This window comes from Pseudomonas sp. FG13, assembly GCF_057809755.1.
Genome location: NZ_JBMDKO010000050.1, coordinates 1 through 13,326 on the forward strand (window position 1 = coordinate 1; position 13,326 = coordinate 13,326).

General features: G+C 63.5%; 10 protein-coding genes. 5 read left to right on the forward strand and 5 right to left on the reverse strand.

Annotation, left to right across the window (positions count from 1 at the left end; genetic code table 11):
- Window positions 1–212: 212 nt before the first annotated feature.
- Genes ACODTO_RS25400 through ACODTO_RS25415 form a run of 4 tightly spaced genes read right to left on the reverse strand, consistent with a single transcriptional unit; the run spans window position 213 to window position 4,964 of the window.
- Window positions 213–1,076: an efflux RND transporter periplasmic adaptor subunit gene (locus ACODTO_RS25400; RefSeq protein ID WP_489107249.1), complete on the reverse strand. Its 864-nt coding sequence runs from the start codon at window positions 1,074–1,076 to the stop codon at window positions 213–215.
- A 10-nt stretch (window positions 1,077–1,086) separates the two neighbouring features.
- A complete protein-coding gene (locus ACODTO_RS25405) occupies window positions 1,087–1,287 on the reverse strand; it encodes a DUF1656 domain-containing protein (RefSeq protein ID WP_024780658.1) in 201 nt (66 codons plus the stop codon).
- Window positions 1,277–3,469, reverse strand: a complete 2,193-nt coding sequence (locus tag ACODTO_RS25410) for an FUSC family protein (protein ID WP_464709642.1) — start codon at window positions 3,467–3,469, stop codon at window positions 1,277–1,279. The genes ACODTO_RS25405 and ACODTO_RS25410 overlap by 11 nt, the downstream gene beginning before the upstream one ends.
- Window positions 3,470–3,479: 10 nt before the next feature.
- Complete coding sequence (locus tag ACODTO_RS25415) at window positions 3,480–4,964, reverse strand: efflux transporter outer membrane subunit (RefSeq protein ID WP_489107250.1); 1,485 nt, start codon at window positions 4,962–4,964, stop codon at window positions 3,480–3,482.
- Window positions 4,965–5,296: 332 nt separating this feature from the next.
- On the opposite strand from ACODTO_RS25415, the gene ACODTO_RS25420 reads away from it, so the two are divergent.
- Window positions 5,297–6,265: a LysR family transcriptional regulator gene (locus tag ACODTO_RS25420; RefSeq protein ID WP_139644934.1), complete on the forward strand. Its 969-nt coding sequence runs from the start codon at window positions 5,297–5,299 to the stop codon at window positions 6,263–6,265.
- A 30-nt stretch (window positions 6,266–6,295) separates the two neighbouring features.
- On the opposite strand, the gene ACODTO_RS25425 is transcribed toward ACODTO_RS25420, so the two are convergent.
- Complete coding sequence (locus ACODTO_RS25425; protein WP_489107251.1) at window positions 6,296–6,526, reverse strand: hypothetical protein; 231 nt, start codon at window positions 6,524–6,526, stop codon at window positions 6,296–6,298.
- A 277-nt stretch (window positions 6,527–6,803) separates the two neighbouring features.
- On the opposite strand from ACODTO_RS25425, the gene ACODTO_RS25430 reads away from it, so the two are divergent.
- The 4 genes from ACODTO_RS25430 to ACODTO_RS25445 are packed head-to-tail and all read left to right on the forward strand — an operon-like array spanning window position 6,804 to window position 13,109.
- Window positions 6,804–7,961 (forward strand): efflux RND transporter periplasmic adaptor subunit, encoded by a 1,158-nt coding sequence (locus ACODTO_RS25430; RefSeq protein WP_139644930.1) that lies wholly within the window; start codon window positions 6,804–6,806, stop codon window positions 7,959–7,961.
- A complete protein-coding gene (locus ACODTO_RS25435) occupies window positions 7,958–11,071 on the forward strand; it encodes a multidrug efflux RND transporter permease subunit (protein ID WP_139644928.1) in 3,114 nt (1,037 codons plus the stop codon). The genes ACODTO_RS25430 and ACODTO_RS25435 overlap by 4 nt, the downstream gene beginning before the upstream one ends.
- Before the next feature lie 9 nt (window positions 11,072–11,080).
- A complete protein-coding gene (locus tag ACODTO_RS25440) occupies window positions 11,081–11,755 on the forward strand; it encodes a heavy metal response regulator transcription factor (protein ID WP_139644926.1) in 675 nt (224 codons plus the stop codon).
- Window positions 11,730–13,109 carry a heavy metal sensor histidine kinase gene (locus ACODTO_RS25445; protein WP_489107252.1) on the forward strand — a complete coding sequence of 460 codons (1,380 nt, stop codon included), beginning with the start codon at window positions 11,730–11,732 and terminating at the stop codon, window positions 13,107–13,109. Before ACODTO_RS25440 ends, ACODTO_RS25445 begins: the two co-directional genes overlap by 26 nt.
- Window positions 13,110–13,326: the final 217 nt, after the last annotated feature.

Sequence of the window (13,326 nt, forward strand, 5' to 3'; positions counted from 1 at the left end):
TGGCAACCTCTCCTGCAACTGAACCACCGCTTCGCGAGCAGGCTCGCTCCCACAGGGATTGGCGGCGAACACTAGTCTCTAGCACATGCAGGAAGCCTTGTGGGAGCAAGGCTTGCCCGCGATGACGGCGGCACTGGCAACCTCTTCCGCAACTGAGCCACCGCTTCGCGAGCAGGCTCGCTCCCACGGAGATTTGTGGCGTTCTCAGGCCCTCAGTTGCCAGCCCGGGGCTCGACCACCACCGTACAGGTCATCCCCGCCGCCAGCAGCACGCTGTCCGGCACTTCGTCGAGATGGATCCTTACCGGTACCCGCTGGGCCAGGCGAACCCAGTTGAAGGTCGGGTTCACGTCGGCGATCAACTCGCGACTGACCGGGTTGTCACGGTCGTAGATCCCGCGGGAGATGCTTTCCACATGTCCCTTCAGCACCTCGCCACTCATCAACTGCAACTGCGCCGAGTCGCCGATCCGCACCTTGGGCAGCTTGGTTTCCTCGAAGAAGCCGTACACCCAGAACGAATTCATATCGACCACCGCCATCTTCGCCTCGCCGATGCGCGCATAGTCGCCACGGTGCACGTTGAGGTTGGTGACATAACCATCCACGGCCGCGCGGACTTCAGTGCGCGACAGGTTCAATTCGGCCGCCTCCAGTTGCGCCTGGGCTTGCTGGTAATCGGCCAGGGCCGAATCGGCGATGTTGCTGGCGTCGTCGCGGTTTTCCCGGGAAATCACCAGGCTATCCAGGTCGGCACGCCGATGGGCATTGACCTTGCGCATTTCCCACGTCGCCTTGCGCGATGCCACCAGGGATTGCGCCTGCTTGGCCGCGATACGGTAATGCTCGGGATCGATGCGCATCAGCAGGTCGCCCTTTTTCACCTGCTGGTTGTCACGCACTGGCACCTCCACCACCTCGCCACTGACATCGGCGGCGACGTTGATGATGTCGGCGCGTACCCGACCATCGCGGGTCCAGGGAGTGTTCATGTAGTGCACCCACAGCGCACGACCGATCCACAGCGCCAGGGCCAGCACCAGCAGTGTCGCAAGCAGACTGAAAAACTTTTTCATTGCATCGATCTCAACGGTAGACCGTCAGCGCCAGCGCACCGAACAGACAGGTAAACAGACTCAGGCGCAACAGCGCCGGGTGCCAGAAGAAGCGGTACAGGTCCAGTCCCGACAGGAAGCGATCCAGGGCCCAGGCCAACGCCGCAGCGAGAAAAAACATCAAGGTCAGGGTGGGCATGTACACGCCGTGGAAGGCGATTTCACGGGGCATGTTGACGGTCCTGGGGCAGCGCGGCGGCGAAGGCCGCCATGGGCGATTGCGGATCCAGCAGCGAAGTGCGGATGAAATGCAGGTAGCTCTTCACCCGGCGCAGGGCCGAGGTGTCGAAATGCGGTGCAAAAGGTTCGTCGGTGGCCTGCACGCGGCAGATGGCTTGGTCCACCGCCACCAGGGCACGCTCCAGGTTGCTCGGTCCGGGGTGACGGAAAAGCCTCACCAGGGCCCGGCCCATGCCTCGAATCGCCTGGCGCCACGGCTGGCTCTCGGCATAGGCCGGATGCACCGGCAGAATCGCCTGCTCCTTGCGCAGCTCGATAATCCCGTGTCCGACCTCCAGTACCACGAACATCCAGCGCAAAAGATCCCGTTGCACGGCGGGTTGTCCCGCCGCCAAACCGTAGGCCTGGTGCAACAAGTCGCGGGTGCGACTCTCGAAGCCCGACGCCAGGCCCTTGAGCCGGCCGCTGATGGCGAACACCACTTGCTCGCGCAGATCCTGTTCGAGCCGGCGCCACAGCCAGCGGCTGTTGGGCGGCAGGATGATCGCCCCGGCGGCGGCGCACACCAGCATCCCGAGGATCATCGCGAGGTAATCGTTGATGAAGACGTAGGGGTTGTACACCGTCAGGTTATCGGGCACCGACCCCGTGCAGAAAAAGATCAGCAACCCCAGCCCGACCCCGGCGTATTGCGGTCGCGAACTGAGGAACGAGCCGAACATGATCACCGGCGCCAGCATTACGCAGAGCAAAGGGAAGCCATCGATCAACGGGAAGATGAAGAACATCTCGACGAAACCGACCAACGCCCCGAGCAACGTGCCGCATGCCATCTGGAAGGCCATGCGCTTGGGGTTCGGCGTGGCGGCCGACAAGCCCACCGTGGCAGCGGCGATCATCGTCATGGTCGCGCCGCTCGGCCAGGCCGTGGCGACCCAATAGCTGCCCAGCACCAACAGGATGAAGCCGGCGCGCAACCCCGAAGCCGCGGCGGCCAGCCAATTGGTCTGCGACACGAACGGCTCGTCCCAGCGCTCACGCTCGTGACGGTGCTCGGCCAGGGACGCATGGGTCAGGGCATAACCGTGCAGGTCATCGACAAAGCGGTAGAGCAATTCGTAGGCGGTGTGGAAATCCAGTAACTGCGCATCGTTCGGTCCTGTCTTCTGAAATACGCCCCGCAACTGGCGGACCTGTGCCGGCAAGTCAGCCTTGTAGCGGGCCAGGGCCTGGGCCAAGTGCGCCGCATCCCGATCGGTCAAGGCCCGTGCGCTGAAGCCGTCCAGCAATTCGGCGAGGTTCTGCAGACCCGGCTTGATGGCGTCCACCACATGATCGACGGCGCCGGCGCGCAAGCGCTGGAGCAGCTGGTGCAAGGCATTGAAGCGCGTGGTGATGCCCATGAACTCGCTGTTCAGGCGACTGAGCCGGCCGTTGCGCCGACGCATGTGCGGGTCTTCGAATACCGTCACGCTGCGCAGGCTCTCCAGGCCCACCGCTTCAGCAATGAAACGCACGTTGGCGGCTTCGAAGGCATCCCGCTGGCTACGCCCGCGCAAACCATCGGTGACGAACAGTGCGAACACCCCAAAGCGCTGGTACAAGGCATTGCGCATGGCCGCGCTGGCGGTTTGCGGCAGGATCGCGGCGCTGACCAGGGTGGCGCAGAGAATGCCCAGGGAAATCTCCAGGACCCGCCAGAGCGCCGCCATGAACGCACCTTCCGGATGGGCCAGGGCCGGCAGGCCGATCATCGCCGCGGTGTAGCCGGCCAGCACAAAACCGTAGGCCCGGAAGTTGCGATAACGCGCCGCGCCCGCCGTACAGACACCGACCCAGAGGGTCAGGCAGCCAAGAAACCATTCGGTGTTCTGGGCGAACAGCGCAATCAGCGCCACCATCACCGCCGAACCGGCCAATGTGCCGAGAAAGCGGTAGAAGCTCTTGGCGAACACTTGGCCGCTCTGCGGCTGCATGACGATGAACACGGTGATCATGGCCGTGCGCGGTTGCGGCAGCTCCAGGCGCATCGCCAGCCACAATGTCAGGAACGCGGCAAACAGCACCTTGAAGATATAGACCCAGGTCACCCCATCGCTGCGGGCCCAGTCGAAGAAACCACGGCGCCATTCGAGGCGATAGAGCCAGCGTACGGGAGTCATTAAAGGGGGCATGTGCAAGCATTCATCGGGCGAAATTCAGCATCGTGGCGGCGTCAGGTACATCGCTGCCGGCCTCCAGCCCACCGCCCAGGGCCGTCACCAGATCGGCATGGGCACTGAGGCGCGCCGCCTCCACCTGCTGCTGCACCTGTTGCTGCTTGAACAACAGGCTCTGGGCGTTGAGCACATTGAGGTAGTCCGTCAGCCCACGCTGGAACGCCACCAGCGCAATGTCGTAGGTGCGTTGCGCGGCCGCCACGGACTCGGCGGCGAAGGCCTGTTGCTTGTCCATGGACTCGCGACGGATCAGTTGATCGGAAATGTGTTTGAGCGCATTCACCAGCGTCTGGTTGTAATGCGCCACCGCGGCGTCATAGCCGGCTGCCGCCTCGCCCAACTGCGAACGCAGGCGCCCGCCGTCGAAGATCGGCAGCGTGACGGCCGGCCCGACGCTGTAGGTCAGCTTCTTGCCCGTCAGGAACTCCAGCGCACCACCGCCTGTGGCCATGTAGCCCAGGCTTCCCACCAAGTCCACATTGGGATAGAAACCGGCCCTGGCCACATCGATGCCCCGCGCCTGGGCCGCCACTTGCCAGCGTCCGGCAACCACATCCGGTCGCTGGCCCAGCAACTCGGCGGGCAGCGCCGATGGCAGCTTCAAGGGTGCACCCAGGGCCAGAGCCGGTCGCTGCAGACCCCCGCCCGCCCCCGGCCCCTTGCCCGCCAGTGCCGCCAGTTGATTGCGACTCAAGGCGATGGCTTCGTCGAGGGCGTCGAGTTGACGATGGGTCTCGGGCAACGGTGCCTGGGCCTGGCTGACTTCGAAATGAGTGCCGATGCCACCGTCGAGACGCTTTTGCGCCAGGTCGAGAATCTGTTCCTGCTGGCGCAGGGTCGCGGCGACGATATCGCGCTGGGCATAGTGCAGCGCAAACCGGATATAGGCCTGCACGATGTTGTTCTGCAACTCCAGCTGCGCCTGCCGTGCCTCCGCGACGCTGGCGTGGGCCAGGTCGACGGCCCGCTCGCTGGCGTTGCGCTCGCGCCTCCACAGGTCCAGGGCATAGCTCAGGCCCAAGCCTGCGTTGTTGTCCCAGGTGGTGGTGTCGGCCAGTTCGCCAGGGCCGTAGAACTGATCGGTGGGCCAGTTGTGACGCTTGAGGGTCGCCTGGCCTTCGACCTGCGGCGACTCGGCCGCCTCGGCAACACCGGCCATGGCCTTGGCCTGCCGCACCCGGGCGGCGGCCATGGCCAGGCTCGGGCTGTCCTGCACAGCCAGGTCGATCCAGCGGTCCAGTTGCGGGTCGCCATAGGCCTTCCACCACTGGCGACTGGGCCAATGGGCATCCCGGGCGGCTTCGCGGATCGCTTCATCGGTGGCCAGTCGATTGGCTGACAATGCCTCGCCCTGGGGTGCGATCCCTCCTGTCCCGACGCAAGCGCTGAGGGTCAACGATAAAGCCCAAACACTGAGAGTCTTCAGCTCTCTGCTGATGCAACGCGGCACTTGCGCAAGATTCCTGGGAAAGGGACAAAAAAAGGTGATGAGCGTGCATGCCGGTTACGCAACCTGTGGGAGCGAGCCTGCTCGCGAAGGCGGCGGCACCCGCGCTATCGCAGACAACTGACCCAACGCTTTCGCGAGCAGGCTCGCTCCCACATGAGGTCCGTGCCAGAAAGCCCACCCCTTCAACGCCGGCAATTCTAGGCACCCAGCCAAACGGCGATAAGCCGAACTTTCTGCGAATCTTTGTTACCGTAAACGCGATAATCCATAAGTCGGATCCCGTAGCACTGTAACTTCGTGTCACAATTTGCTATCGCCCAAGAGAGCCCTTCATGGACACCCTGCAAAACATGCGCGCGTTCTGCTGTGTTGCCGAAGCCGGCAGTTTCACCGCCGCCGCCGTGCAACTCGATACCACGACAGCCAACGTCTCGCGTGCGGTTTCCAATCTGGAAGCCCATCTGCAAACCCGCCTGCTCAACCGCACCACCCGCCGCATTGCCCTGACCGAAGCCGGTAAACGCTATCTGTTGCGTTGCGAGCAGATCCTGGCCTATGTCGAGGAAGCCGAAGCCGAGGCCAGCGACGCCCATGCCCGGCCGGCCGGGCAGTTGAAGGTCCACACCATGACCGGTATCGGCCAGCATTTCGTGATCGACGCCATCGCCCGCTATCGCAAGACCCATCCGGACGTGACCTTCGACCTGACCCTGGCCAACCGCGTGCCGGACATCCTGGACGAGGGCTATGACGTCTCCATCGTGCTGGCCAGCGAATTGCCGGATTCGGGTTTCGTTTCCCAACGCCTGGGCATCACTTACAGCATCGTCTGTGCTTCACCTGCCTACGTGAAGGCCAACGGTTGCCCACAGAAACCCAGCGAGTTGCTCAACCACGCCTGCCTGCGCCTGGTCAGCCCGGTCATTCCGCTGGAGAAATGGGTGTTCGACGGCCCGGAAGGCCAGGAAATGGTCACCATCAACCAGTCCCCCTTCCTGGTGAACTCCGCCGATGCGATGAAAACCGCGATCACCAGCGGCATGGGCGTGGGTGTACTGCCGGTTTATGCCGCCATCGAAGGCCTGCGCAACGGCACGCTGGTGCGGGTCATGCCCAATTACCGCTCCCAGGAATTGAACCTCTACGCCATCTATCCTTCGCGTCAGTACCTGGACGCGAAGATCAAGACCTGGGTCGAGTACCTGCGAGGTTCGCTGCCGGAAATCCTGACAGCGCACCAGGCCGAACTGACAGCGTACGAGTTGAGCGGAAGCCTGGCGGGCGCGCGAGCCACGAATTGAAATCGCCGCTCCTGTATCGAGGAACGACCCTCAGCGCTTGCCCATCGAACGACGGGTGCCGGGAGGTGCGGCGCCGGGGGACTTGGCGTGACCATCTTTCACGCCGTTCTTGTACCACGGCAATTGTCCCGCCCCTTTGGCCGTGGCCAGTTCACCGGGCTTGAAAGGAAATTTGAAGGCCGGGATCGACGCTTTGCCGCTCTCGGCACTGGAAACATCGCCGTCAGGCAGGTCGGCCGGGTCGCCGTTCGGGGAAGTCATGTAAATGCCGTTCACTCAAGGTAGGCCATCAATCCGTGGCGAAGGGTTTGCTCCTCGCCATACTGTGTGCAAGTCAGGCCTGGAGAGAGGCGCGACGGGCACCAGTATACCCGCCCGCTGCCGCAACGTATCGGGCAGATTCAACCTGACACTCGTCCGACAGTAATCCAGGACGAAACTGACAAGCCTGTCAGTTAGCCGTCACCTTCCTGACCGTCTCGCAACGCTATATAAGAGTCCTGTAAATCCCTTCGTCCCGGACCGGCTTCCCACATCCATGCACATCCAGAAAAAAACCGTCCTGCTCGTCGCGCTATTGATCGCCCTGGCGGCCCTCGTCCTCTGGTTCGTCATGAAACCCATCGCCGCCAAACCCGGTGCGCCTGCCGCCGTTCCGGTACGGGTCGTCAGCGTGGAGCAAAAGGATGTGCCGCGCTTCGCCAGCGGCATCGGCACGGTGCTGTCACTGCACAGCGTGGTGATCCGTCCGCAGATCGATGGCATTCTCACCCGACTGCTGGTCAAGGAAGGGCAACAGGTGAGCAAGGGCGACCTGCTGGCGACCATCGACGACCGCTCCATTCGCGCCAGCCTCGACCAGGCCCGGGCCCAGCTTGGCGAAAGCCAGGCGCAACTGGCGGTGGCCCAGGTCAATCTCAAGCGCTACAAATTGCTGAGCGTCGATGATGGCGTCTCGAAGCAGACCTACGATCAGCAGCAGGCCCTGGTCAATCAGCTCAAGGCCACCGCCCAGGGCAACCAGGCAGCCATCGATGCCGCCCAGGTGCAGTTGTCCTACACACAGATCCGCTCCCCGGTGACCGGTCGCGTCGGCATCCGCAACGTGGACGAAGGCAACTTCCTGCGCACCAGCGACACCGAAGGCCTGTTCACCGTGACCCAGATCGACCCGATAGCGGTGGAGTTTTCCCTGCCCCAACAGATGCTGCCCACCTTGCAACGCTTGATCGCTGCGCCCGAACAGGCGCTGGTCAAGGCCTACATCGGCGCCGATGGCGCGGCAGGTGAACCACTTGGCGAGGGTCGGCTGAGCCTCATCGACAACCAGATCAACGCCAATACCGGCACCCTGCGGGCCAAGGCCGAATTCAGCAACGCCGGGCAGCGGTTGTGGCCCGGGCAACTGGTCACGCTGAAAATCCAGACCGCCCTCGACAAGGGTGCCCTGGTGGTTCCGCCGACCGTGGTCCAGCGTGGACTGGACCAGCACTTCGTCTACCGGGTCAAGGGGGACAAGGTCGAGAGCGTACCGGTGGAGATGGTCTACCAGGACAGCGGCATGAACATCATCAAGGGGGTGAACGCCGGTGATCAACTGGTGAGTGACGGCCAGTCACGCCTCAGGCCGGGGGCCAGCGTCCAGGTGCTCACGGCCCCACCGGTCCTCGCCAAGGCCACGGAGCCGCAGCCATGAAGGGGCGCGGCTCGATTTCGGCGTGGTGCATCGACCATCCCGTCGCCACGGTGCTGCTGACGTTCGCCCTGATACTGCTGGGGAGTATCGCCTTCCCTCGCCTGCCCGTCGCCCCCTTGCCGGAGGCGGAATTCCCGACGATCCAGGTCAATGCCCAACTGCCCGGCGCCAGCCCCGAAACCATGGCCTCCTCGGTGGCGACGCCGCTGGAAGTGCAGTTCAGCGCGATTCCCGGCATCACACAGATGACCTCCAGCAGCGCCCTGGGCTCGACCAACCTGATCCTGCAATTCAGCCTCGGCAAGAGCATCGACACCGCCGCCCAGGAAGTGCAGGCCGCCATCAACACCGCCGCCGGCAAACTGCCCAGCGACATGCCGAACCTGCCTACCTGGCGCAAGGTCAACCCCGCCGACAGCCCGGTGCTGATCCTCAGTATCAGTTCCAGCCTGATGCCCGGCACCGAACTGAGCGACTACGTCGAAACACTGCTTGCCCGTCAGATCAGCCAGATCGACGGCGTCGGACAAGTGAACATCACCGGCCAACAGCGCCCGGCGATCCGGGTCCAGGCCTCCGCCGACCGTCTCGCCGCCATCGGCCTGACCCTGGCCGACATCCGCACGACACTCCAGCAGGCCAGCCTCAACCTGGCCAAGGGCGCGCTGTACGGCGACTCGAGCATCTCGACATTGTCCACCAACGATCAATTGTTCCAGCCCGAGGAGTACGGCGACCTGATCGTGTCCTACAAGAATGGGGCACCGGTGCATCTCAAGGACATTGCCAAGGTGATCAATGGCTCGGAAAACGCCTATGTCCAGGCCTGGGCCGATGACGAGCCGGGCCTCAACCTGGTGATCTTCCGGCAACCGGGAGCGAACATCGTCGAAACCGTCGACCGCATCCAGGCCGCCCTGCCCACCCTGGAAGCCATGCTGCCCGCCGCGGTACAGGTCAAGGTGCTGATCGACCGCACCCAGACGATCCGCGCCTCGCTGCATGAGGTGGAGCTCACCCTGCTGATCGCCGTGCTGCTGGTCGTGGCGGTCATGGCGTTGTTCCTGCGCCAGCTCTCGGCGACGTTGATCGTCTCGGCGGTGCTGGGGGTGTCCCTGACCGCGAGCCTCGCCCTGATGTACGTGATGGGCTTCAGCCTGAACAACCTGACCCTGGTCGCCATCGTCATCTCGGTGGGCTTCGTGGTGGACGACGCGATTGTGGTGGTGGAGAACATCCACCGGCATCTCGAGGCCGGTGACAGCATGCGCGAAGCAGCGATCAAGGGCGCCGGCGAAATCGGCTTCACGGTGGTGTCCATCAGTTTCTCCCTGATTGCCGCATTCATTCCGCTGCTGTTCATGGGCGGCGTGGTCGGGCGACTGTTCAAGGAGTTTGCCTTGACCGCCACCTCGACCATCCTGATTTCCGTGGTGGTGTCCCTGACCCTGGCGCCAACGCTGGCGGCGCTGTTCATGCGCGCCCCGGTGCATCATGCTCACCGAGTTCCGGGCTTTGGCGAGCGGCTGTTGGGCGGCTACGAAAAAGGCCTGCGCAAGGCACTGGCCCATCAGAAGCTGATGATCGGTGTGTTCGGCCTGACCCTGGCAATGGCCGTGGCAGGCTATGTGTTCATCCCCAAGGGCTTCTTCCCGGTGCAGGACACCGGCCTGGTGCTGGGCACCAGCGAAGCGGCCGCCGACGTGTCATTCCCGGACATGGTGGCCAAGCACAAGGCCCTGGCCGAAATCGTCGCCGCCGACCCGGCGGTGCAGACGTTCTCCCACTCCGTCGGCGTCTCGGGCAGCAACCAGACCATCGCCAACGGCCGCTTCTGGATCGCGCTCAAGCCCCAAAGCGAGCGTGACGTCTCGGCCAGCGGCTTCATCGACCGGATCCGCCCCAAGTTGCAGAAGATTCCGGGGGTGGTGCTGTACCTGAGGGCCGGACAGGACATCAACCTCAGTTCCGGTCCCAGTCGCGCCCAGTATCAGTACGTCCTCAAGAGCAACGACGGGCCAACCCTCAACACCTGGGCACAGAAACTCACTGACAGGCTGCGCAGCAATCCGGCGTTCCGTGACATCTCCAACGACCTGCAACTGGGCGGCAGCATTACCCATATCAACATCGACCGCAGCGCGGCGGCACGCTTCGGCCTTACCGCCAGCGATGTCGACCAGGCGCTGTACGACGCGTTCGGCCAGCGGCAGATCAACGAATTCCAGACCGAGACCAACCAATACAACGTGATCCTGGAACTCGACACCCAGCAGCGTGGAAAGGCCGAAAGCCTGGCCTACTTCTACCTGCGCTCACCCCTGAGCGGCGAAATGGTACCGCTCTCGGCCCTGGCCCGCTTCGATCCCCCCACCAACGGCCCGCTGTCCATTGCCCACGACGGCATGTTCCCGGCCGCCAACCTGTCGTTCAACCTGGCGCCAGGCGTGGCCCTGGGGGACGCGGTGCGCATGCTCGACCAGGCGAAGAACGAGATCGGCATGCCGGCCGCCATCAGCGGCAACTTCCAGGGCGCGGCACAGGCGTTCCAGAGTTCCCTGGCCAGCCAGCCGTGGCTGATCCTCGCCGCGCTGGTGGCGGTGTACATCATTCTCGGCGTGCTCTACGAGAGCTTCGTGCATCCGCTGACCATCATCTCCACCCTGCCCTCCGCCGGCCTCGGCGCCCTGATCATGCTCTGGCTGTTGGGCCGGGATTTTTCGATCATGGCGCTGATCGGGCTGGTGCTGTTGATCGGCATCGTCAAGAAAAACGGCATCCTGATGATCGACTTCGCCCTCGACGCGCAGCGCAATGGCGGGCTGACACCGCAGGAGGCGATTTTCCAGGCGGGCGTAACGCGGTTCCGTCCGATCATCATGACCACCCTGGCCGCCCTGCTCGGCGCCCTGCCGCTGATGCTCGGCCATGGCCCCGGCGCGGAGTTGCGCCAGCCCCTGGGCATTGCGGTGGTCGGCGGCCTGCTGGTGAGCCAGGCGCTGACGTTGTTCACCACACCGGTCATATACTTGTGGCTCGAGCGGTTGTTCCATCGGCCCGCCCATCATTCCGGGCCTGCGTCAGCTACGGCGCTGGCGACTACAGACTGAGGCGGGGCCATGCGCGTTCTGATCATCGAAGACGAAGAAAAAACCGCGGATTACCTGCATCGCGGCCTGACTGAGCAGGGCTACATCGTGGACGTAGCCCCCGACGGCGTCGAAGGGCTGCACCTGGCCCTGGAAAGCGAATATGCGGTGATCGTGCTCGACGTGATGCTGCCGGGCCTGGATGGCTTCGGCGTGCTGCGAGCCCTGCGCGCCCGCAAGCAGACCCCGGTGATCATGCTCACCGCCCGGGAACGAGTCGAAGACCGCATCAAGGGCCTGCGCGACGGTGCCGACGATTACCTGGGCAAACCGTTCTCCTTCCTGGAACTGGTGGCCCGCCTGCAAGCCCTGACCCGCCGCAGCGGCGGCCATGAACCGGTGCAGGTGAGCATCGCCGACCTGTGGATCGACCTGATCAGCCGCAAGGCCACCCGCGCTGGCCAACGCCTGGACCTGACGGCCAAGGAGTTCTCGCTGCTCAGCGTCCTGGCCCGCCGCCAGGGTGAAATCCTCTCCAAGACCGCCATCGCCGAAATGGTCTGGGACATCAATTTCGACAGCGACGCCAACGTCGTCGAAGTGGCGATCAAACGCCTGCGGGCCAAGCTCGACGGGCCGTTCGAGCAGAAGTTGCTGCACACCATTCGCGGGATGGGTTATGTGCTGGAAAGTCGCAGTGAGTAACAGTATCGCGCTACGCCTCAGCGGCCTGTTCACCCTGGTCGCCGCGCTGGTGTTCCTGTTGATCGGCGGAGCCTTGTACCAGCAGGTCGAAAAAGGCCTGGGCCTGTTGCCCGAAGCCGAACTCGATGCCCGCTACAGTGTGCTCGAATCCACGGTGGGCCGTTACGGCACGCCCGAGCACTGGGTGAAGATCCACAACAAACTGCGTTTGCTGGGCGAGGAAGACAAGCGTATCCATTTCTGGATCGTCAGCGGTGACCCACACTTCGAATATGGCGATCCCGACCCGCAGATCCGCGCCTTCACCGAAGGGCCACTGGGTAAACGCGACCTGCAATTGTCCAACCGCCACTACCCGATGAAAGTGCTGGTGAGCCAGTTCCCGGCCAAGGACCAACGACCGCCGCTGCGCTTCATGATCGGCATCGACACCGAGACGTTCTACCAGACCCAGCACCGACTGCTGGTGGCCTTGGTAAGCCTGGCGATTGTCGGGGTATTGCTGGCCTCCTTGCTGGGCTACTGGGTGGCGCATATCGGCCTCAAGCCACTGATCAAGCTGTCCGATGAAGCCCGGCGCCTGGCCCCTCCGCGCCTGTCCGGGCGCCTGCGGCTATCGCCGTTGCCACCGGAACTCAGCCAGTTCGTCAATTCATTCAACGCCACCCTCGACCGGGTCGAACAGGCCTACTCACGGCTGGAATCGTTCAATGCCGATGTCGCCCATGAACTGCGCTCGCCCCTGACCAACCTGATCGGCCAGACCCAGGTGGCACTGACCCGCGGTCGTTCGGCCGAGCATTACTTCGAAGTGCTGCAATCGAACCTCGAGGAACTGGAACGGCTGCGCTCGATCATCAACGACATGCTCTTCCTCGCCAGCGCCGACCAGGGCAGCAAGGCCACCAAACTGATCACCACGTCCTTGGCCGACGAAGTGGCCACCACCCTCGATTACCTGGACTTCATCCTCGAAGACGCCCAGGTCCAGGTTCGGGTCAGCGGCGACGCCCAGGCCAGCATCGAAATCGCTCATCTGCGCCGGGCGCTGATCAACCTGTTGAGCAACGCCGTACAGCACACCGCGCCAGGACACGTCATCGACGTACACATCGAAGCCCAGGCCGACCAGATCACCCTCGCCGTCACCAACCCTGGCGAACCGATTGCCACCGAACACCTGCCGCGGCTGTTCGAACGCTTCTACCGAGTCGATGCCTCTCGCAGCAACAGCGGGGCCAACCACGGGTTGGGGCTAGCCATCGTCAGGGCAATTGCCTTGATGCACGGTGGAGATGTATTCGTGCGCAGCGACCGGGGTGCCAATACCTTTGGGATTCGTTTACCTGCCTGACTGCTCCGAACGATCCGGACACCTTTTTCCACGCCATTGAATGCTGGGCGAAAGGCTATTAGCCCAAAATCAGCAAGCCTTGGCCTCCGGCGGCTGCTACGGCTTCTGCGAACACTGATTGCCCCCTCTCGCCGATCCAAGCACAATCAGCAAAAGGCCAGCATCTGGTGAATTGCCAGCTATGCTCCCTTCGGAATGGATCGACCATATAGACATC

Excerpts from the sequence above, each read along its gene's own strand:
- ACODTO_RS25405 (WP_024780658.1), bottom strand. The coding sequence starts at position 1,287 with ATGCCCCGTGAAATCGCCTTCCACGGCGTGTACATGCCCACCCTGACC.
- ACODTO_RS25445 (WP_489107252.1), top strand. The coding sequence starts at position 11,730 with ATGTGCTGGAAAGTCGCAGTGAGTAACAGTATCGCGCTACGCCTCAGC.
- ACODTO_RS25435 (WP_139644928.1), top strand. The coding sequence starts at position 7,958 with ATGAAGGGGCGCGGCTCGATTTCGGCGTGGTGCATCGACCATCCCGTC.
- ACODTO_RS25430 (WP_139644930.1), top strand. The coding sequence starts at position 6,804 with ATGCACATCCAGAAAAAAACCGTCCTGCTCGTCGCGCTATTGATCGCC.
- ACODTO_RS25400 (WP_489107249.1), bottom strand. The coding sequence starts at position 1,076 with ATGAAAAAGTTTTTCAGTCTGCTTGCGACACTGCTGGTGCTGGCCCTG.
- ACODTO_RS25425 (WP_489107251.1), bottom strand. The coding sequence starts at position 6,526 with ATGACTTCCCCGAACGGCGACCCGGCCGACCTGCCTGACGGCGATGTT.
- ACODTO_RS25440 (WP_139644926.1), top strand. The coding sequence starts at position 11,081 with ATGCGCGTTCTGATCATCGAAGACGAAGAAAAAACCGCGGATTACCTG.
- ACODTO_RS25420 (WP_139644934.1), top strand. The coding sequence starts at position 5,297 with ATGGACACCCTGCAAAACATGCGCGCGTTCTGCTGTGTTGCCGAAGCC.
- ACODTO_RS25410 (WP_464709642.1), bottom strand. The coding sequence starts at position 3,469 with ATGCCCCCTTTAATGACTCCCGTACGCTGGCTCTATCGCCTCGAATGG.